We start from the raw sequence: 19,765 nt of genomic DNA, 5'->3' as shown, positions 1-19,765 counted from the left end.
TTCTTATTCCTTTTCTTCGATATTGTTTGAAACTGTTGTTCCGATATTTTCACCAAATACGACACGTTTGATGTTGCCTGGTTGGTTCATATTGAAGACAACCAAGTCAATGTCGTTGTCCATAGAGAGGGTTGAAGCAGTTGAGTCCATGATACGAAGACCTTTGTTGATAACGTCACGGTGGGTCAATTCCTCAAACTTAACAGCTGTCTTGTCTTTCTTAGGATCGGCATTGTAAACACCGTCTACGCCATTTTTAGCCATAAGGATGGCATCTGCTTCGATTTCAGCTGCACGAAGAGCCGCTGTTGTATCTGTTGAGAAGTAAGGTGAACCAATTCCGGCACCAAAGATAACGATACGGCCTTTTTCAAGATGACGAAGGGCACGTCCACGTACGTAAGGCTCTGCCACTTGTTGCATAGAAATAGCTGTTTGAACACGCGTATCGACACCAACTTGCTGCAATGAATCTGCCATTACAAGTGCATTCATAACAGTCCCAAGCATTCCTGTATAATCTGCCTGAACGCGGTCCATTCCTGCTTCTGCTGCAGGTTCTCCACGCCAGAGATTTCCTCCACCAATAACAAGGGCAATTTCGATCCCTAGACTATGAACTTCTTGAATCTCTTTTGCAATTTTTTGAACTGTTTGGATATCAATACCTACGCCACGTTCACCTGCAAGAGCCTCACCTGATAACTTGATTAAAATACGTTTATACTTGGGGTTAGCCATTTTTACTCTCCTTTTTTTATCCTACCTATTTTATCACAATTTCTAAGATTTTTATAGTACCATGAGCAATTCTTTCAAAAAAATTAGACGGTTAAAAATTCCTCTAAGTCGGTAAGGGCACGCTCTGCAATTTTTTCATAACGAGCCTTCTTATCACGGATACGCTCGCCTTCTAACTCCTTGATAATACCGAAATTGACATTCATGGGTTGGAAATGTTTGCTATCAGCGTGAGTGATGTAATGAGCTAGACTTCCGATCGCTGTGGTCTCTGGGAAGATAGCTTCACTTTCACCCTTGAAGAGGCGAGCTGCGTTAATACCTGCAACCAAGCCTGAGGCTGCTGACTCAACATAGCCTTCCACACCCGTCATCTGACCAGCAAAGAAGAGGTTAGGCTGTTTCTTAGAACGGTAAGTCTGCTCAAGAAGATTTGGTGAATCCATGTAAGAATTGCGGTGCATAACCCCATAACGAACAAACTCAGCATTTTCAAGACCAGGAATCATTTGGAAGACACGCTTTTGTTCTCCCCATTTGAGGTGGGTTTGGAAACCGACGATATTGTAGAGACTACCAGCCGCATTATCCTGACGAAGTTGGACAACCGCATACGGTGTTTTGAACTCCCCGTCACGAGGGCCAGCGTAGTCGTCTGGATACTCCAGACCGACTGGTTTCATAGGACCATAAAGCATGGTTTTAATGCCACGTTTGGCCATGACTTCAATAGGCATACAACCTTCAAAGTACTTTTCTTTTTCAAACGAATTGAGCGGTGCTTCTTCCGCATTGACCAAGGCTTCATGGAAATCCATAAACTCTTGCTTGGTCATAGGAGCGTTGAGGTAGGCAGCTTCTCCCTTATCATAACGAGACTTAAGATAGACCTTGCTCATATCAATGGTATTGACATCGATAATCGGCGCTGCCGCGTCGTAGAAATAAAAACCGTCACCGCCATTAAGAGCATGAATCTTTTCAGCTAGGGCATCACTGGTCAAAGGACCAGTCGCTACAACTGTAATAACATCCGTTGGCAATTCTGTAATTTCATCACGAACCACCTCGATCAAGGGGTGATTGGCTACTTTTTCGGTCACCATTTGGGAGAAACCATCGCGGTCCACGGCAAGGGCACCACCAGCTGGAACACGTGTAGCCTCAGCAGATTCCAAGATAACAGAACCCAAGCGGCGCATTTCTTCCTTGAGAAGTCCAACGGCATTTGTCAAAGCATCCCCGCGCAAGGAATTGGAACAAACCAACTCAGCAAAATTGTCTGTTTTGTGCTGGGGCGTTGACTTGATGCCTCGCATTTCATAGAGTTTAACTGGAATACCACGCTCTGCGATTTGGTAGGCTGCTTCAGAACCAGCCAAACCTGCTCCGATAACATTGATATAAGATTGAGACACGACACTAATACCTCTTTGGGTGGAAACTAAGTTCATATCAAAACAAGCTACTAGACTGTTTGACACCCACAAATCTTTCTAATTTTTCTTCTACTAGTATAACAAAAAAAGGGAAGAAGGCAAACTTCCCTGTTTAATCACTTTCTTGATTTTCTTCCCATTCGTGGTAGGCAGCGTAAAGCTGGCTTTTATTCCACTGGTAAATCTTCGCTACTTCCTTGATAGCTTGATTTTTCTTCATGCCTTCTTGGATACGAGATTGGATTTCTGAAAACAAGTCCTCCTCGTCCTTTTCCTCCACATCCTGACTGGCACCTTCAACGATGAGAAGGCATTCACCCTTGAGTGGCGTTTCAGCAATACTTTCTAGTAGCTCTGAAATCTTTCCTCGTTGGTATTCTTCATAGATTTTGGTCAATTCCCTGACCAAAACCACAGAGCGGTCGCCGTAGACTTCTAGCATATTTTCTAACGTATCCGCTACACGGTGGGGCGATTCATAGAAAATCTGAGTTTCTGGATAATCTTTTTTCAAGTCGAAAAATTGCTTTTGCTGGCCTGATTTTCTCGGTAAGAAACCGTAAAAGATATGTGGTTGCGGTGCTAGGCCACTGGCAATCAGGGCAGAAATCCCTGCAGAGGCACCCGGAACTGTGACAACTGCAATCTCTTCCTCAATAGCAACCTTGACCAAATCATGCCCAGGGTCCGAGATACTAGGCAGACCCGCGTCAGAAACCTGAGCAATACTTTGTCCTGCTTTCAAAAACTCAATCAAATCAGGAATCTTTTCCTTGGCATTGTGCTCGTGAAAACTGATCTGCTTGGTGATAATGTCAAAATGCTTGAGCAAAAGACCAGTATTGCGCGTGTCCTCCGCAGCAATCCAGTCCACCTCTTTCAAGGTCTGGATGGCACGAAAGGTCATGTCATCTAAATTGCCAATCGGCGTTGCTACTAAGTAAAGCTTGCCATAGGGAGTTTGCCCCTTAAAACTTTTTTGAATCTGCATGCCTACTCCCTGTACAACAACTCGTCACAGAACATACATTCCTCGTCCTGCTCTCGGCGTTGTCCATAAAAATCATTACATACATGAAAACCGTCCTTATAGATTCGACGGACGCTTTCACGAACATGCTTAGCCTTGACGGGAGCATCTGCTTCCACCTCACCTAAGCGTTCGCGCAACTTACTATTTTCCAAACGAAGAGCTGTATTTTCCTCTACCAAGCTCTTGAGATTTTTCTTAATGGCTTCCACATCGGCCAAGGTCACCAATAACTGTTGGGAAAAATCGTCCAGCGCATCAAATAATTCTTTCTTATCCATAAACCAGCCCTTTCCTTTCTTTATCCTTCATTGAGTTTATATTTCTTTCAAGACCAGATATTCCATGGCATTTTGAAAGCTAACATTGGCCTGCCACATTTTTCTGGCTTCTAGCAAATCTTGTAAAATCTGTCGAATCCTTGCTTGCAAGAGGTCCTGTCCACAGAGCACTTCGAGGATTCTCAAGACCTGATCCTGTTTTTCCTTGTCATCTGCCAAGCTGGCTAATTTAGCAACCTGAAGATAACTTTCTTTTTTCTTAGCTAATAACCAGGTCAGTAGGCGTTCACTTTCATCGACCAAGATCCAAAAACTTGCCTGATTAGCCAGTTTTTCTGCTTCAGCACGCGATTGACTAAACTGGGCTAAAAGAGTCGCTTTTTTCTTGACTAGTCCCATTTGTTCTAAGAGCAAGATGAGTTTTTCTTCTTGTTTTTTAAAGTGGAAAATCTGTGTCCGACTCCGGATAGTTGGCAACATCTTTTCCTCATCGCTGGTCAAGAAGAAAATATAAACTTCACTCTGAGGTTCTTCGATGACCTTGAGCAGAGAATTGGCTGCGTTGGGATGCATTTTCTCAGCTTCCTCGATAATAAAAACCTGTTGCTGACTTTCAATCCCTGCTTGGGAAAACTGACCCACCAATTCCCGAATACGTTCTGTCTTTATGACCTGATTGACCGGCTTAATCAAGGTAACATCGGGAAATTCTTCCTGTTCAATCAGCTTGCAGTTTCGGCATTTCTCACACGGCAAAACGCCTACTTTATCCGTACAAAAGAGACTCTTAGCCAAAAACTGCGCCATTTCCAAGCTTCCAAAGAAACCTGAAAAGAGATAGGCGTGATTGAGCTGGTTTTGTTCTAGGATACAGACAAAGCGGTCAAACTGGTCTGGCTGCCAAGCTTTTAGTTGATCTTGTTTCATTTAGCCAAGCCCATTCTGTCAAACAAGACAGCCTTGGTTGTTTCCACAACTTGCTCCAAAGGAAGACTCGCATCAATCTTGACAATGCGATTTCCTTCTTTGTCCAGAAGAGAAAGATAGCCTTGACGAACTTTTCTGTGCAAGTCTAACCCTTCCAAGTCCAAGCGATTGACCTCGCGATCACTATTAGCAGCAATGCGAGCCAGTCCCTCTTCCACCTCAATATCAAAATAGAGGGTCAAATCAGGTTTAAGGCCATCTGTCGCAAAGTGATTGAGCCAGTCAATGGCTTCAATGTCCAAACCACGACCAAATCCCTGATAGGCAACAGAACTATCGATGAAGCGGTCCATAATGACCAGCTTGCCGGCTTCAAGGGCTGGAAGAACTTTTTCCACCAAATGCTGTCTACGACTGGCAATATAGAGAAGGAGTTCAGTCTTAGCATCTATCTGAGTATGACTTGGGTCCAAAATCACTTCCCGAATCTTCTCTCCAATCAAGACTCCACCTGGCTCACGGGTCGTCAGCACCTCTACTCCTTTTTCCTCTAAAATTGGGAGCAAAGCCTCTAAAACACTGGTCTTCCCTGCTCCCTCTGGTCCCTCAAGCGAGACTAAAAATCCTTTTGACATGTCTAACTCATTTCTTTTTTTCTACCTTCTATTCTATCAAAAAAATAGGTTTTTGTGACAATCTTTTTGTGTCTTCTCCATTCAATCGACCATAAAAGAGGCTGGGAGTCATCCAACCTCTTATTTACCTAGTTCTTGTGTTCGTTTATAGGCTTGCTGAACTGCGTCCATGACTGTACCTCTAAAGGCATGTTCTTCCAGACTTGCTACACCAGCGATAGTCGAACCACCTGGGCTGCAAACTTGGTCTTTCAATACTCCAGGATGTTGCTGGCTTTCAAGAACCATTTGCCCAGCGCCGACTACTGTTTGGGCTGCCATTTTCAAGGCCCTTTCTCGGGGCAATCCTGTCTGCACACCTGCATCTGCCAAAGCCTCGATAAAGAGGTAGACAAAGGCCGGCCCACAACCTGCAAGACCTGTCGCCGCATCGATTAAGCCATCTCCAAACTCAACCAAGAGACCAGCCTTGGCTAATAACTGACAAAAGAGCTCCCTGTCCTCAGCACGACAGTTTGCTGACATGGCATAACTAATCACTCCTTGGCCGATAACCACTGGAGTATTGGGCATGATGCGAATGATTCGGTGGTGGCTTGGAAGAAGACTCGCTAGTTTTTCCAAGGTCAATCCAGCCGCCATAGAAATCAAAAGAAGACTCTCTCGTTTTTCAAGGATAGTCTGGTATTGAGAAAGCAGTTCAGAAAACTGAGCAGGCTTTATTCCTAGAAAAATCACATTAGCTTCTGCAAAAATTTCTTCATTGCTGGAAGCCTGACCGCCGAAATTAGTGATGAAAGCATCTACTTTTGCTTGACTACGATTGGCAAGGAGAATCTGAGCACCCGTCTTGGCCTGCAAGACAGCCTTGCCCAAGCTAGAACCCATATTCCCCAAACCGATAAATCCAATCTTCATCTCTTACTCCCTTATCTGTCCGTCACCAGTAACCACATACTTGTAGCTGGTCAACTCTTTCAAGCCCATAGGCCCACGCGCATGCAGTTTCTGTGTAGAAATCCCCATTTCACATCCAAGTCCAAACTGACCTCCATCAGTGAAACGCGTCGAGGCATTGACATAAACCGCTGCTGAGTCCACTTGATCTGTAAAGTAAGCTGCAGCTTCAGCATTTTCCGTTACAATGGCATCCGAATGATGGGTACTGTGGGTTTCAATATGCGCAACCGCTTCTTCTAAACTGCTCACAACCTTAACCGCTAGGATATAGTCTAAAAACTCGGTGTCAAAGTCTTGTGCCTCAGCTGCTCGACCTGAAACAAACTGACTTGCTTTCTCATCCAAGCGGAATTGAATTGGTTCTAGTCCAGCTTCTTTTCGATCTGCAACCAGCACTTGCTCCAAACGAGGAAGGAAGCTTGCTGCCTTGTCTTCATGAACCAGCAAAACCTCCATGGCATTGCAGACAGAAGGACGACTGGTTTTAGCATTGTTGATGATCGATAGAGCCTTGTCTTCGTCTGCATCCTTATCTACATAGACATGGACAATCCCAGTTCCCGTCTCGATAACAGGCACGATAGCATTTTCAACCACGGCATTGATCAAGCCAGCACCTCCACGAGGAATGAGAAGATCTAGATAGCCCTTGGCCTTCATCATGGCATAGCTACTTTCACGACTGGTATCTTCCACCAGTTGAATCACCTCTGGATGAATGGTAGTCGTCTCCAAGCCCTTCTTCAAGGCTGTGACAATAGCATGGGCAGTTTGATAGGCATCCTTGCCACTACGAAGAACGACTGCATTACCACTCTTGAGAGCCAAAGCAGCCGCATCCGACGTCACATTTGGACGGCTTTCGTATATAATACCAATAACCCCCATGGCCACACGTTTCTTGGTAATAACCAAGCCATTTTCAAGCTGACTTGTTTCTAGGACTTCACCAATAGGATCTGGTAAAGCAACCACTTCACGAATCCCTCTTGCCATCGCTTCTATACGTCCTTCATCCAAATAAAGACGATCTAGCATAACATCTGAGATTTTCCCCTTGACCGCTGCCATATCAAGGGCATTGGCCTCTAGAATCCCCTCAGTAGCTGCCAACAAGTGATCAGCCATGGCTAGCAAGGCTTGGTTTTTCACTGCTTCACTAGCAGTATTAATTGATTTCTTAACAGCCTGTACCTGTTCAAATTGTTCTTGTGTACTTACCATCGTTCACCTCTAAAATTCTGTAAAGAGCAGCTGGATTTCAGGAGTGATGGAAATCCAGTCATCACGGTGAATCAAGACTCCCTTAGCTTTTTGGGAACGAAGCATGTCTTCTAGGGCTGAGACACCAAATTGGACACGTCCCTTTCCAAGAGATTGACCCGTTTCTTTATCTGCTACTGTGACAATATCGTGGTAAGAGAAGTTTCCTTCCACTTCTACCACACCCGATAAAAGGAGACTTTTCCCGTTTTTTGAAAGTGCCTCTGCAGCTCCACCATCTACCCAAATCGTTCCCTGACTTTGAGCATAGAAGGCCAGCCATTGTTTCTGGGTACGAAGTCCCTTCTCTTGCGCAACAAAGAAGGAACCATCCCTGGTCTCTTCCGCTGCCTCAATCAGGGCATCTGATTTCAAGGAGGAGCAAATATAGACTGGTACACCTGACTCCGTCGCAACAGTTGCAGCTTTGATTTTTGTCAGCATACCCCCAGTACCGTTTGACGAACCTGCTCCACCAGCCATATCAATAATCTCACGATTGATAGTCTCGATTTTCTCAAGACGTTTAGCTGTTGGATCTGAGTTGGGATTTCCAGTATAGAGACCGTCCACATCCGTCAAGAGAACTAAAAGGTCTGCTTGAACCATCGCCGCTACCTGGGCACTCAGAGTATCGTTATCACCCACCTTGAGTTCGTCAATGACGACACTATCATTTTCATTGATGATAGGAATCGCTCCACGATGAAGCAATACAGACAAGGCCTGATGTGCGTTCTTATAGCGACGTTTATCTACAAAATCATCCTGTGTCAGCAAGATTTGCGCAGAGACGATCTGGCGCATGAGGAGGTTGGTTGTGTATTCTTCTAGGAGCAAACCCTGTCCTACCGCAGCTGAAGCTTGTTTATCTGCAATCTTGGTCGGACGTTTTTTAAAGCCCAAAACACCAAATCCAGCCGCTACTGCCCCAGATGAAACCAAAATCAACTCATGTCCAGCTTCATGCAACATAGCTAATTGCTGGGTAATTGCCTTTACTTTACTTCTTGATAAACTCCCGTCTTCATTTGTCAAGGAGGAGGTCCCTACCTTAAAGACGATTCGTTTGTACTTCATATTCTCACTCCGATTCTTCATATTTATCCATTATAACATGAATACTTTAAAATAGAAAAGACTTGAAATGAAAAAGGTTGAGACAAGGCATCTCAACTCTTTTATCTATTCTCAGTTTTACGCAATCTTTCCAGCGTTTCTTTAAAAATCTCTGGAATATCTGCTGTGAACTCCAAGGTTTCACCTGTTCTCGGATGAGTAAAACCTAGAGTCTTGGCATGGAGAAACTGTCCATGTCCTTTCAGGGTTTTACGAGGACCATAGACCTCATCCCCAGCGACTGGATGGCCAATATAAGCCATATGAACACGGATTTGGTGAGTACGTCCTGTTTCGAGTTGCAACTCCACTAAGCTATAATCTCCAAAGCGTTCCAAGACTTGAAAACGTGTCACTGCAGGCTTTCCTTTAGCAGTCACCGCCTGTTTCTTACGGTCTTTCTCACTCCGACCAATCGGCGCTTCAATGACACCACGATCATTGGGAAGATTGCCATGAACAATCGCCCAGTATTTGCGGAGAGACTTTTTATCCTTGAGTTCTTGAGCGAGTGCTAAGTGGGCCTCATCATTCTTAGCAATCATGAGGAGACCTGACGTATCCTTGTCAATGCGGTGAACAATGCCTGGGCGAAGAATCCCATTGATACCTGACAAGTCCTTGATATGGTACATGAGGGCATTGACCAAGGTTCCACTAGTATGACCTGCGCTGGGATGGACCACCATCCCTTGAGGTTTGTTGACGACAGCCACATCCTCATCTTGGTAGATGATCTCGAGTGGCAGATTCTCAGCCACATACTCTAAAACCTCTGGTTCTGGCACATGATAGGTGACGATATCGCCCTCTTGGACAGTGTATTTTGCTTTCTTTACTTGCCCATTAACCAAAACTTGTCCAGCCTTGATTTGTTCATTCGCGAGACTGCGTGATAATTCTGTCAGGTCCGACAGAGCCTTGTCTAGACGTTGCCCACCAGTTTCAATTTTTATTTCCATTTACTTCCTCTTTAAGCATTGCAATCAATAGTACAATCACACCAACTGTCAAATAGCTGTCAGCCACATTGAAAATCGCAAAGTTGATAAAGTCTAGGTGAAACATATCCACCACAAAACCTTGACTCATTCTGTCAATAAAGTTGCCAAGACCTCCCGCGATTATCAAAGTCAGTCCAAAAACCAACCAAAGAGAATCTTCCATGTGTTTATGTAAATACCAAATGGCACCTACCATGACGACCAGTGTAATGACAGCGAATAACCACTGCTGGTCTTGTAACATGGAGAAGGCTGCCCCTCTATTTTGCAGATAGGTCAAGCTAACAAGATTGGGGATCCACGAGCGCATTTCACCCAGTGGAATCTGCTGGACAACATAGGCTTTAACCCACTGATCCAGCCCAATCAAAAGCAGTACAATGACTGCTACTATTCCTCTTTTTTTCATGATTTCCTCTTTTGATCAAAATATTCTTGCATGACTTCTACGAAGAGAGTCCCAGCTTGGCTAAGCTCCACTTCCTCACGTTTGACGTAGACCATGCGATTATCTAGATTATCCTTGAGACGAATGACTGTGATTCCATTGACACTGTCACTATCTAAAAATCCTGAACCTGTCGCATAGGCATCCGTTCGCTCCAAAATACCATTCAAAGTAGCACGGTCCGTCACATTGAACATCTGGGAACTCGCGCTAGTGTCGACAAAGTTCTCTGAATAGTAAAGGTACTCATCTTTCTCTTGAGTGAAACGAACCGTTGGCAGATCCGCTAGGTCCTCCATGACCAATTCCCCTTTCTTTGCTAAAGGATGGCCTTCACGAAGATAAATGTGAGTCTGGAAAGGAATTAGTTCAATAACTTCTAAACCAAGCTTTTCAACCCGTTGCATGATACCCTTTTTATTTTGGTTGTTGAGGTAGATAATCCCAATCTCACTATGTCCTTGGGCCACTTCGTCTAAAATTTGAACTGTGGTAGACTCAAAAATACGAAAGTTCTTATAATCAGGATAACGTTCTGAAAAGGCCGTAATGGTTGGTGGCAAGAAGTCATAGTGCTGGCTGGCAATGGAAAATTCATCCCTTTCTTCCTCAGGATTGGCATACTGATTTTGAAAAACATCAAAGCCTTTGACCAATTCTTGCGCTTTCTCATAAAATTCCATTCCACGACGAGTCAAAAATGTTCCCGAACTCGTCCGACGGAAAATCTTAAAACCAAGCTCTTTTTCCAAATCGCGCACAGAAATAGACAGACTCGGCTGACTAACATACATCTTTTCAGCAGCTTCACGAAAAGTACCACTATTGGCAATGGCCACAACATAGCGTAATTGTTGAATGTTCATCTTTTACCCCCAACTTCTCTATCTGTTCATTATACCATATTTTAGAAGTTTTCCACCGAGGAAAAATAATGTCACTTATAAAATTCATCTACACTAGTAACAAAGAATTATGGGTATCAAAACAAAAAAATAGGCTCTCCGAAAACTCGGAAAGCCTTATTTTATGCTACTTAGAGCGATTATTTAGCGATTGGGTAAACAGAAACTTGTTTTTTATCGCGACCTTTACGTTCAAAGCGTACTACGCCTTCAACTTTAGCGAACAAAGTATCGTCTCCACCACGTCCAACGTTTACACCTGGATAGATGTGTGTACCACGTTGACGGTAAAGGATTGATCCACCTGTTACAGTTTGTCCGTCAGCTGCTTTAGCTCCAAGACGTTTCGCTTGTGAATCACGTCCGTTTGATGTAGAACCTCCACCTTTTTTGTGGGCGAAAAGTTGCAAGTTGTTAAGAGTCATTTTTAACATAATGTTTTCCTCCGTGTTAGTTTTCTGTGATAACTCTGGTTTGGACGAACTCAGAAGAGTTCTCCGATAAGTTTGCCATACCTAAGAAAAATGATTCGAAGAATAACTGGGTCATTTCTCTCTGGTGTGAAGGAAGATCCGCTGGTATTTCAACCTTTAGATAACCACCTTCATCTTCGTTTAATTCTAAGATTGGTTCGTAGCCTGCAAATTTCTCAATGGAATTGACAAAGTTAATGGCAAGCGTAGAAACCGATGCACACACGACATCTAAGCCGTATTCGCCACTTTCGGCGTGTCCAGTAATTTCCGCACTCCTCAGCTCGCCATCTTCGGCTCTCTCAAAGACTGCTTGTATCATGTGTTCTCCTTAAAATTAAGCGTTGATCGCGTTGATGACAACTTTTGTATATGGTTGACGGTGACCTTGTTTACGGTGGCTACCTTTTTTAGGTTTGTACTTGTAAGTAACAACTTTCTTTTGTTTTCCTTGTTTTTCAACAGTTCCAACTACAGTAGCTCCAGCAACAAGTGGAGTTCCGACAACAGTGTTTTCACCACCAACAAGAACAACTTCGTTAAAAGTAACTTCTTGACCAGCTTCAACGTTCAATTTTTCAACGTAAACTGCTTGACCAACTTCAACTTTAACTTGTTTTCCGCCAGTTTTGATAATTGCGTATGTGCTCATTATGCACCTCCTATGATTTTTAGGGTTTCCCCGTATTTTTGTGAAGACTCGCCTAGCATCGTGGGACGAACCACTTAAAAGAAGAGCTCTAAGTATAACAAAGTTTAAATTTTGTATACGATGAGCAAACGATGTTCGTGCGGTTGCACAGGATTGTGCATAGTCAACTCCTCAAGTATAGCATATTTTCTTTTTTCTTACAAGTAAAATCAATCAAAATTAAGCTTTTTCTTTCCCTTTTTTCCTCCAAGAAGCAAAAAGCATACTGAAGTAAAAGATACTCATCATAAGAGGAACACCTAGAATTGTCTTCTCCTGACAGTAAATCGTCAAATAAGCTGAAAAAACAACTCCAAAGACAAAACTGCTAAGCAAGCTAACAAAAATCAAGCCTTCTCGTAGGAAAGGCGTATGCTTGGTCCGGAAATAATCTCCAAAAGCTAACATGGTTCGTTTGATATTCCCAGTCATAAAAGCATTATTATAAGCAATACCTGACACTTCTCCAAAGGCTGTTGTCACCAGTCCCATACAAAAGGCCAAGGGCGGTACGAGATAGATATTGTCAACCGTTTGCGGCACAAAGCCTATAATTAGGGATAAGACTGCAAGTGGAATCAAGGACAAAATCGGCTTTTTAACAATTCGTAGTTTTTCCTTATACAATGTCAGAAAAAAGACACCCATCATAAAGAAAAGCAAGGTCATTACTTTAGCACTGGCATCCGATACATTTTGTTGAATGAGTCCTACAGAAAGAAAAACGACATTGCCAGTTTGTCCAGCCACAAGGGTATTCCCTCGCACGATAAAAGTATAAGCATCGACATATCCTGCACAAAAAGTCAAAAAAAGCGCTAGTCTCTTAGACTGACGTGATATTTTCCTTATTGGTAATAATCTCATTTTCTCCCCCTTCTCATTTCATCTACCTATCTAAATATTGTACCACTTTCTCCAAGAAATGCGTAGTCCATTTGAAAATTTTTACCATCTGTTGGATAGTCCTTCTTTTCTATGTTATAATGAAGGAAGGATTTGAAGTCGGAAAAGGAGTATCTATGCTTAAATTAGGTATCATCGGAACAGGCGCTATCAGCCATCATTTTATAGAAGCAGCCCATACCAGTGGAGAATACCAGCTGGTTGCAGTCTATTCTAGAAAAGTAGAAACAGCAGCAACCTTTGCTTCTCGCTATCAGGATATCCAACTCTTTGATCAATTAGAAGACTTCTTTAAGTCTTCCTTTGATGTAATCTATATCGCCAGTCCAAACTCCTTGCATTTTGTTCAAGCCAAGGCTGCCTTGTCTGCTGGTAAGCACGTCATTCTTGAAAAGCCAGCTGTCACGCAGCCACAAGAGTGGCTAGAGTTGAGGCAAACAGCTGAGAAAAATCACTGTTTTATCTTTGAGGCAGCTCGTAATTACCACGAGGAAGCCTTTACTACTATCAAGAATTTTTTGGCAGACAAGCAAGTGTTGGGAGCTGATTTTAACTATGCCAAGTATTCTTCCAAGATGCCGAACTTGTTGGCTGGGGAGACGCCAAATGTCTTTTCAGATCGTTTTGCTGGTGGAGCACTTATGGACTTGGGGATTTATCCCCTCTACGCTGCCATTCGCCTCTTTGGAAAAGCTCAGGACGCGACCTATCAGGCTCAACAGCTTGACAATAGCATTGACCTAAATGGAGACGGTATCCTCTTCTACCCTGACTTTCAAGTTCATATCAAAGCTGGGAAAAACATCACTTCCAATCTTCCTTGTGAGATTTACACAGCAGATGGAACCTTGACCCTTAACACGATTGAACATGTCCGCTCAGCTATTTTTAGCGACCACCAAGGAAATCAAATCCAGCTCCCTATCCAACAAGCTCCCCATACGATGACTGAGGAAGTCGCTGCATTCGCACAGATGATTCAGCAACCAGACCAGACACTTTACCAGAACTGGCTGGATGATGCAGGCTCTGTTCATGATTTACTCTATACCATGCGCCAGACTGCTGGCATTAGATTTGAGGCAGAAAAATGAAAAACAAACTACCCACTGAATGGCAAGAACTGAGCGACCAACTCGGTTTCCAAGAATTTACCCCCATTCAAACTCAACTATTTGAGCCTATACTTGCTGGAGAAAACCTCCTAGGAGTGAGCCCAACAGGAACTGGTAAGACCCTCGCTTACCTCCTACCAAGCCTTCTCAGACTACAAAAGAAAAAAGCCCAACAACTCTTGATCCTAGCACCAAATACAGAACTAGCTGGACAGATTTTTGACGTGTGTAAAACCTGGGCTGAAGCTATTGGTTTAACAGCTCAGCTCTTCCTATCAGGTTCAAGTCAGAAACGCCAGATTGAACGTCTCAAAAAAGGACCAGAAATTCTGATTGGAACTCCTGGCCGTATCTTTGAGTTGATTAAATTGAAAAAGATCAAGATGATGAATGTGGAAACCATCATCCTGGATGAATTTGACCAATTGCTCGATGATTCTCAGATTCACTTTGTCGAGAAAATCACCCACTACGCACCTCGTGACCACCAACTCATCTACATGAGTGCGACGACCAAGTTTGACCAAGAAAAGATTGCACCAAACACGCGCACCATTGATCTCTCTGATCAAAAACTGGACAACATTCAACATTTCTACATGCAGGTAGACCAACGTCACCGAGTAGACATGCTACGAAAACTGGCTCATGTAGAGGATTTTCGTGGTCTGGTCTTCTTTAATAGTTTGTCTGACCTTGGAAGTGCAGAAGAAAAATTACAGTATCGTGATGTCTTGGCTGTTTCCCTCGCTAGCGATGTCAATGTTAAGTTTAGAAAAGTTATCTTAGAAAAGTTTAAAGATAAGCAGCTAACCCTACTCCTTGCAACTGATCTTTTGGCACGTGGGATTGATATCGATAGCCTAGAATGTGTCGTAAACTTCGACGTCCCTAGAGATATGGAAACCTATACCCACCGTGCTGGCCGTACAGGTCGCATGGGTAAAGAAGGCTATGTTATCACTCTCGTAACCCATCCTGAAGAACTTAAAAAACTCAAGAAATTCGCAAGTGTTCGTGAAATTGTCCTAAAAAATCAAGAACTCTTTATCAAATAAGGTTGGCTCTTGCCAACCTTTTTCTTATCCCCAAGTAATTTCTAATCGATAGCTGGCAAAGGGGTGTCCCTCTTGGTTTTGCAGTTGATAGGCTAGCTCAATCTTTTGCCCATCCAGTTTGTAGTGATTCGTTTGAATGATGAACTCCTGCATCCCCATTGGAGTCGGAATATAGGCTAAACTATCACTATCCTTTAGAAATCTCATAATGGTCTTCGGATTGGAAAAACGGGTCATCACCAGTTCTTCTTCATGAAACTTGAGAACCACTTTTTCCTTTTCCTCATTATAAAAGAGTAAATAGCTAAAATCTCCCTTTTCACGCACTTCCACGTCATAAAGTTGGTCAATGACTTCCAACTGTTCATCAAACTGAATCCTATTTCGCATCCGAATCTTCACATCAAATCCTCTTTCTTGTCTCTTGTTCTACTATTTTACCAAAAAGAGCAGGATTTTGCTATAATGGTCATATGAACGAAAAAGTATTCCGTGACCCAGTTCACAACTACATCCATGTAAACAATCAGGTCATCTATGACTTGATCAATACAAAAGAATTTCAACGTCTGCGCCGTATCAAACAACTAGGGACTTCCAGCTATACCTTCCATGGTGGGGAGCACAGTCGCTTTTCCCACTGTTTGGGGGTCTATGAGATTGCACGACGCATCACAGAGATTTTTGAAGAAAAGTATCCTGAAGAATGGAATCCTGCTGAGTCTCTCTTGACCATGACCGCTGCGCTCCTTCATGACCTTGGGCATGGTGCCTACTCCCATACTTTTGAACATCTCTTTGATACAGATCATGAGGCCATTACCCAGGAAATCATCCAAAGTCCTGAGACAGAGATTCACCAAGTCCTGCTACAAGTAGCGCCAGACTTTCCTGAAAAGGTAGCTAGTGTCATCGACCATACCTATCCAAACAAGCAGGTCGTACAGCTCATTTCCAGTCAGATCGATGCGGACCGTATGGACTATCTCTTGCGCGACTCCTATTTTACAGGAGCATCTTATGGGGAATTTGACCTGACTCGCATCCTCCGAGTGATTCGTCCTGTCGAAAATGGTATCGCCTTTCAGCGCAATGGCATGCATGCCATTGAAGACTATGTTCTCAGTCGCTACCAGATGTATATGCAGGTTTATTTTCACCCAGCAACACGCGCCATGGAAGTTCTCCTACAGAATCTTCTCAAACGCGCCAAGGAACTCTATCCTGAGGCCAAGGACTTCTTTGCACGCACTTCCCCACACCTCCTTCCTTTCTTTGAAAAAAATGTGACTTTGTCTGACTATCTAGCTCTTGATGATGGCGTGATGAACACCTACTTCCAGCTCTGGATGACCAGTCCTGACAAGATTCTCGCAGACCTGTCGCAACGTTTTGTCAACCGCAAGGTCTTTAAATCCATTACTTTTTCAGAAAAAGACCAAGACCAACTCGCAACCATGAGACAACTGGTTGAAGAAATCGGTTTCGATCCAGACTACTATACTGCTATTCATAAGAATTTTGACCTCCCTTATGATATCTATCGTCCCGAATCTGAAAATCCACGGACACAGATTGAGATTTTACAAAAAAATGGAGACCTGGCAGAACTCTCTAGCCTGTCTCCTATCGTTCAATCCCTTGCTGGTAGCCGCCACGGAGACAATCGTTTCTATTTCCCGAAAGAAATGTTGGACCAAAACAGCATCTTCGCAAGCATTACCCAGCAATTTTTACACTTGATTGAGAACGATCATTTTACCCCAAATAAGAACGAATAGAGGAAATTTATGAGTATTAAACTAATCGCCGTCGATATCGATGGTACCCTGGTTAACAGTAAAAAGGAAATCACTCCTGAAGTCTTTTCTGCCATCCAAGATGCCAAACAAGCCGGTGTCAAAGTCGTGATTGCAACCGGTCGCCCTATCGCAGGCGTTGCCAAACTTTTGGACGACCTGCAGTTGAGAGACCAAGGTGACTATGTCGTGACCTTCAATGGTGCCCTTGTACAAGAAACTGCTACTGGGCATGAGATTATCAGCGAATCCTTGACCTATGAGGATTATCTGGATATGGAATTTCTCAGTCGTAAGCTCGGTGTCCACATGCACGCCATTACCAAGGACGGTATCTATACTGCCAATCGCAATATCGGAAAATACACAGTGCACGAATCAACCCTCGTCAGCATGCCTATTTTCTACCGCACTCCAGAAGAAATGGCTGACAAAGAAATCGTCAAGTGTATGTTTATCGATGAACCAGAAATTCTCGATGCTGCGATTGAAAAGATACCAGCAGAATTTTACGAGCGCTACTCCATCAATAAATCCGCTCCCTTCTACCTCGAACTCCTTAAAAAGAATGTAGACAAGGGTTCAGCTATTACCCATCTAGCTGAAAAACTCGGATTGACCAAAGATGAAACCATGGCGATCGGTGACGAAGAAAATGACCGTGCCATGCTCGAAGTCGTTGGCAACCCCGTTGTTATGGAAAATGGAAATCCAGAACTCAAAAAAATCGCCAAATACATCACCAAAACAAATGACGAATCTGGCGTTGCCCATGCCATCCGTACGTGGGTATTGTAAAAAAGTAAGAATAGACGAAAACCGCTCTGCTGAGCGGTTTTTTACACTATTCATATTGCCCCCTGCAGGAATCGAACCTGCAACTACTCCTTAGGAGGGAGTTGTTATATCCATTGAACTAAGGGAGCTAGAGAAAAACTCTGCTGGGTGAGCAGAGTTTTTTAGTCGAATTAACGACGGATTTCTTTGATACGAGCTGCCTTACCTTGAAGTGCACGCAAGTAGTACAATTTCGCACGACGTACTTTACCGTAACGAACAACTTCGATCTTTTCAACACGTGGAGTGTGGATTGGGAAGATACGCTCAACACCTACACCGTTAGAGATTTTACGAACTGTATAGTTTTCTGAGATGCCAGCACCTTTACGTGCAATAACAACACCTTCAAAAATCTGGATACGTTCACGGTTACCTTCGACAACTTTCGCGTGTACACGAACAGTGTCACCAGGACGGAATGATGGGATATCTGTACGAAGTTGACCTTCAGTCAAGCTTTGGATTAATGGATTCATTTTATTCTCCTATCTTTGTCAATCTTGAGGAACCTTCCTCAGCGGATAAACTGTATTTTTGTGCGTCCATTACACACAAGATACAGTTTACCAAATTTCCACCTAAAAGTAAAGAAATTTATAGCAGAATTCCTAAAAAAATCGCTAGAAAACCACCTATGTAAGTTAAAAGAAAATAGCTATAAAACACTTTCTTATCGCTTAACAGTCTTTGCAGCTCGTCATTCAAGGTTGAAAAGGTCGTCAACCCACCACAAAAACCTGTCGCTAGGATGGCATAGGCTTCCTTAGACTCCACATGATTGTAGAGTAGGCCAATTAAAAAACATCCTATAAGATTGGCAATGAGAGTTCCCAATGGCAATTTAGAAGCTTGATTATAGCGTGAAAAGAAATAACGCACAAGGGCTCCGAACCCGCAGGCGATTGCAAGATAAACGATTACCATTTTTTCCTCCCTAGAACATAAGCCAAGAGCAGACCTCCACCAATGCTCAAAAGTAAGTAGATGCCTAAACTAAGATAACGCCCGTTATCAAGCAGTTTCACGGCATCAAGCATTAGACTAGAAAAGGTTGTCAGGCCACCACAAAATCCTGTCCCCAGTGCTAAAACCAAACCTTTACTGCTTCCCTTATAAACCAGATAGCCTTTCACCAGATAGACCAGGCAGAAAATTCCCAGATAGTTGACAAGGAGGGTGCCCCAAGGAAAGTCGGGACTGGCTGGTAACCAAGTGGAAACCAAGTAGCGAACAAGGCCTCCCAACATAGCAGCTAGAAAAATTCCTAGCGGATAAAATTGTTCTTTTTTCATTTGATGTTTTGATCCTGATAATCACGCGAACGTTTGAGAATATCTGAAAAAGTCGCAACAATGGTTTCTTGATAGCGCTTATCTTCTACTCGATTTTTGACTTTTTCAAAAATAACTTCTTCTCTCTTAGAATCTAAGATTGGCTTACCAGATGCTTTCTTATAAGTGACAACCCCTTCAACTAGGTGCATCCGTTCTTCTAGGAGCTTGACGATTTGGTCGTCGATTTGATCAATTTCTTGCCGAATAATATCTAAATTCATACAGTCTCCTCCTTTATTTGAATTATTGTATCAAAAAGCCTCTAAATAGGCTAGTAAAATCCCAAAATAACTAATAAAAAAACGCACTGACTTCTTCCAGTCAGCGCAGTTTGCTTCTTATCCTACTTTTGCAGCCAATTCTTCTGCGAATTGTTCCAAGCGTTCGATGTCTTCATCTTCAGCAGACAGATCCACTTTAACACACTCTGAACCTTTTTCTGCTCCTGTTGCTACAAAAACGCGATCAAAGTCATCAACAGCCTTACAGAATTCGTCATAGAAGGTATCTCCTGAACCGACCACTCCGTAGATTTTGCCATTCAAGTTGAGGTCTGCTAGGTCTTCATAGAAGTCCATCATCTCATCTGGCAATTCTCCATCACCGTAAGTATAAGTCGCAACAATCGCAATGTCCGCTTCCAAGAAGTCTGAAGCGTCAACAGTTGTACATTCATCAACATCGACATCCAAGCCCAAGTCACGCAATTTATCTGCTACAATATCTGCAATTTCTTCGGTATTACCGGTCATACTGGCAAATACAATTTTTGCTAATGCCATATCGTCCTCCTCAAT

General features: G+C 43.2%; 26 protein-coding genes, 1 tRNA gene, 1 pseudogene and 1 other annotated feature. Of the genes and pseudogenes, 5 read left to right on the top strand and 23 right to left on the bottom strand.

What is annotated here, in order from left to right:
* Positions 1-3 precede the first annotated feature (3 nt).
* The 12 genes from pyrH to K1I53_RS00450 all read right to left on the bottom strand — a co-directional run bounded on the left by pyrH (position 4) and on the right by K1I53_RS00450 (position 10,713).
* Complete coding sequence (gene pyrH, locus K1I53_RS00505; protein ID WP_000002990.1) at positions 4-741, bottom strand: UMP kinase; 738 nt, start codon at positions 739-741, stop codon at positions 4-6.
* A gap of 83 nt (positions 742-824) precedes the next feature.
* Complete coding sequence (gene trmFO / locus K1I53_RS00500) at positions 825-2,159, bottom strand: methylenetetrahydrofolate--tRNA-(uracil(54)-C(5))-methyltransferase (FADH(2)-oxidizing) TrmFO (RefSeq protein WP_223327510.1); 1,335 nt, start codon at positions 2,157-2,159, stop codon at positions 825-827.
* 133 nt (positions 2,160-2,292) lie between these two features.
* Positions 2,293-3,171 (bottom strand): 16S rRNA (cytidine(1402)-2'-O)-methyltransferase, encoded by an 879-nt coding sequence (gene rsmI / locus K1I53_RS00495; RefSeq protein WP_223327509.1) that lies wholly within the window; start codon positions 3,169-3,171, stop codon positions 2,293-2,295.
* 2 nt (positions 3,172-3,173) lie between these two features.
* A complete protein-coding gene (yabA, locus tag K1I53_RS00490) occupies positions 3,174-3,491 on the bottom strand; it encodes a DNA replication initiation control protein YabA (protein WP_000358227.1) in 318 nt (105 codons plus the stop codon).
* 36 nt (positions 3,492-3,527) lie between these two features.
* Positions 3,528-4,418 carry a DNA polymerase III subunit delta' gene (locus K1I53_RS00485; protein ID WP_223327508.1) on the bottom strand — a complete coding sequence of 297 codons (891 nt, stop codon included), beginning with the start codon at positions 4,416-4,418 and terminating at the stop codon, positions 3,528-3,530.
* Positions 4,415-5,053: a dTMP kinase gene (gene tmk, locus K1I53_RS00480; protein ID WP_223327507.1), complete on the bottom strand. Its 639-nt coding sequence runs from the start codon at positions 5,051-5,053 to the stop codon at positions 4,415-4,417. Before tmk ends, K1I53_RS00485 begins: the two co-directional genes overlap by 4 nt.
* Positions 5,054-5,173: 120 nt before the next feature.
* Positions 5,174-5,971: a pyrroline-5-carboxylate reductase gene (gene proC, locus K1I53_RS00475; protein WP_223327506.1), complete on the bottom strand. Its 798-nt coding sequence runs from the start codon at positions 5,969-5,971 to the stop codon at positions 5,174-5,176.
* A 3-nt stretch (positions 5,972-5,974) separates the two neighbouring features.
* Positions 5,975-7,237, bottom strand: a complete 1,263-nt coding sequence (locus K1I53_RS00470) for a glutamate-5-semialdehyde dehydrogenase (protein WP_223327505.1) — start codon at positions 7,235-7,237, stop codon at positions 5,975-5,977.
* 9 nt (positions 7,238-7,246) lie between these two features.
* Entirely contained in the window at positions 7,247-8,356 is a 1,110-nt protein-coding gene (proB, locus tag K1I53_RS00465; protein WP_223327504.1) for a glutamate 5-kinase, read from the bottom strand.
* Between the two features lie 101 nt (positions 8,357-8,457).
* Positions 8,458-9,357, bottom strand: a complete 900-nt coding sequence (locus K1I53_RS00460) for an RluA family pseudouridine synthase (protein ID WP_223327503.1) — start codon at positions 9,355-9,357, stop codon at positions 8,458-8,460.
* Positions 9,341-9,808, bottom strand: coding sequence for a signal peptidase II (gene lspA / locus K1I53_RS00455; RefSeq protein WP_223327502.1), 468 nt, complete (start codon positions 9,806-9,808; stop codon positions 9,341-9,343). The genes K1I53_RS00460 and lspA overlap by 17 nt, the downstream gene beginning before the upstream one ends.
* Positions 9,805-10,713, bottom strand: coding sequence for a LysR family transcriptional regulator (locus K1I53_RS00450; RefSeq protein WP_223327501.1), 909 nt, complete (start codon positions 10,711-10,713; stop codon positions 9,805-9,807). The genes lspA and K1I53_RS00450 overlap by 4 nt, the downstream gene beginning before the upstream one ends.
* Between K1I53_RS00450 and K1I53_RS00445 the strand changes: the two are divergent.
* Positions 10,706-10,777 (top strand): annotated as a pseudogene (locus K1I53_RS00445) (AraC family transcriptional regulator); the annotation flags it as partial. The gene K1I53_RS00450 and the pseudogene K1I53_RS00445 overlap by 8 nt on opposite strands.
* A gap of 115 nt (positions 10,778-10,892) precedes the next feature.
* Here the strand turns inward: K1I53_RS00445 and rpmA are convergent.
* From rpmA to K1I53_RS00425, 4 genes are all read right to left on the bottom strand, one after another.
* A complete protein-coding gene (gene rpmA, locus K1I53_RS00440) occupies positions 10,893-11,186 on the bottom strand; it encodes a 50S ribosomal protein L27 (protein ID WP_000916509.1) in 294 nt (97 codons plus the stop codon).
* Between the two features lie 16 nt (positions 11,187-11,202).
* Complete coding sequence (locus K1I53_RS00435; protein WP_000613705.1) at positions 11,203-11,547, bottom strand: ribosomal-processing cysteine protease Prp; 345 nt, start codon at positions 11,545-11,547, stop codon at positions 11,203-11,205.
* 15 nt (positions 11,548-11,562) lie between these two features.
* Complete coding sequence (rplU, locus tag K1I53_RS00430; RefSeq protein ID WP_000109141.1) at positions 11,563-11,877, bottom strand: 50S ribosomal protein L21; 315 nt, start codon at positions 11,875-11,877, stop codon at positions 11,563-11,565.
* Positions 11,878-11,911: 34 nt separating this feature from the next.
* Positions 11,912-12,032: a sequence feature (ribosomal protein L21 leader region), on the bottom strand.
* A 64-nt stretch (positions 12,033-12,096) separates the two neighbouring features.
* Positions 12,097-12,783, bottom strand: coding sequence for a YoaK family protein (locus tag K1I53_RS00425; RefSeq protein WP_223327500.1), 687 nt, complete (start codon positions 12,781-12,783; stop codon positions 12,097-12,099).
* A gap of 155 nt (positions 12,784-12,938) precedes the next feature.
* Here K1I53_RS00425 and K1I53_RS00420 point away from each other — a divergent pair, with 155 nt between their 5' ends.
* Both K1I53_RS00420 and K1I53_RS00415 read left to right on the top strand, forming a co-directional pair.
* Positions 12,939-13,916, top strand: coding sequence for a Gfo/Idh/MocA family protein (locus K1I53_RS00420; RefSeq protein WP_223327499.1), 978 nt, complete (start codon positions 12,939-12,941; stop codon positions 13,914-13,916).
* Positions 13,913-14,995 carry a DEAD/DEAH box helicase gene (locus K1I53_RS00415; RefSeq protein ID WP_223327498.1) on the top strand — a complete coding sequence of 361 codons (1,083 nt, stop codon included), beginning with the start codon at positions 13,913-13,915 and terminating at the stop codon, positions 14,993-14,995. The genes K1I53_RS00420 and K1I53_RS00415 overlap by 4 nt, the downstream gene beginning before the upstream one ends.
* A gap of 24 nt (positions 14,996-15,019) precedes the next feature.
* Here the strand turns inward: K1I53_RS00415 and K1I53_RS00410 are convergent, their stop codons facing one another.
* A complete protein-coding gene (locus tag K1I53_RS00410) occupies positions 15,020-15,397 on the bottom strand; it encodes a DUF1934 domain-containing protein (RefSeq protein ID WP_223327497.1) in 378 nt (125 codons plus the stop codon).
* 71 nt (positions 15,398-15,468) lie between these two features.
* Between K1I53_RS00410 and K1I53_RS00405 the strand changes: the two genes are divergently transcribed.
* The gene (locus K1I53_RS00405; RefSeq protein WP_223327496.1) at positions 15,469-16,776 is read left to right on the top strand and encodes an HD domain-containing protein; all 1,308 of its coding nucleotides are present in this window, start codon (positions 15,469-15,471) and stop codon (positions 16,774-16,776) included.
* Between the two features lie 9 nt (positions 16,777-16,785).
* On the top strand, positions 16,786-17,592 hold the full coding sequence (gene yidA / locus K1I53_RS00400) for a sugar-phosphatase (protein WP_198464773.1): 807 nt from the start codon (positions 16,786-16,788) through the stop codon (positions 17,590-17,592).
* A 56-nt stretch (positions 17,593-17,648) separates the two neighbouring features.
* On the opposite strand, the gene K1I53_RS00395 is transcribed toward yidA, so the two are convergent.
* The 6 genes from K1I53_RS00395 to K1I53_RS00370 form a co-directional block, all read right to left on the bottom strand.
* A tRNA-Arg gene (locus tag K1I53_RS00395) sits at positions 17,649-17,720 on the bottom strand.
* Positions 17,721-17,762: 42 nt separating this feature from the next.
* Positions 17,763-18,110: a 50S ribosomal protein L19 gene (gene rplS / locus K1I53_RS00390; protein ID WP_001068669.1), complete on the bottom strand. Its 348-nt coding sequence runs from the start codon at positions 18,108-18,110 to the stop codon at positions 17,763-17,765.
* Between the two features lie 118 nt (positions 18,111-18,228).
* Entirely contained in the window at positions 18,229-18,558 is a 330-nt protein-coding gene (crcB, locus tag K1I53_RS00385) for a fluoride efflux transporter CrcB (RefSeq protein WP_223327495.1), read from the bottom strand.
* Positions 18,552-18,926, bottom strand: a complete 375-nt coding sequence (gene crcB, locus K1I53_RS00380) for a fluoride efflux transporter CrcB (RefSeq protein ID WP_223327494.1) — start codon at positions 18,924-18,926, stop codon at positions 18,552-18,554. The genes crcB (K1I53_RS00385) and crcB (K1I53_RS00380) overlap by 7 nt, the downstream gene beginning before the upstream one ends.
* Complete coding sequence (locus K1I53_RS00375; RefSeq protein ID WP_223327493.1) at positions 18,923-19,189, bottom strand: chorismate mutase; 267 nt, start codon at positions 19,187-19,189, stop codon at positions 18,923-18,925. Before K1I53_RS00375 ends, crcB (K1I53_RS00380) begins: the two co-directional genes overlap by 4 nt.
* 117 nt (positions 19,190-19,306) lie before the next feature.
* Complete coding sequence (locus K1I53_RS00370) at positions 19,307-19,750, bottom strand: flavodoxin (protein WP_001162124.1); 444 nt, start codon at positions 19,748-19,750, stop codon at positions 19,307-19,309.
* Positions 19,751-19,765: the final 15 nt, after the last annotated feature.

The sequence above is a fragment of the Streptococcus oralis genome (genome assembly GCF_019929365.1).
In the GTDB taxonomy this organism is placed as follows: domain Bacteria; phylum Bacillota; class Bacilli; order Lactobacillales; family Streptococcaceae; genus Streptococcus; species Streptococcus oralis_BT.
This window is presented reverse-complemented; position numbering and strand designations above follow the sequence as displayed.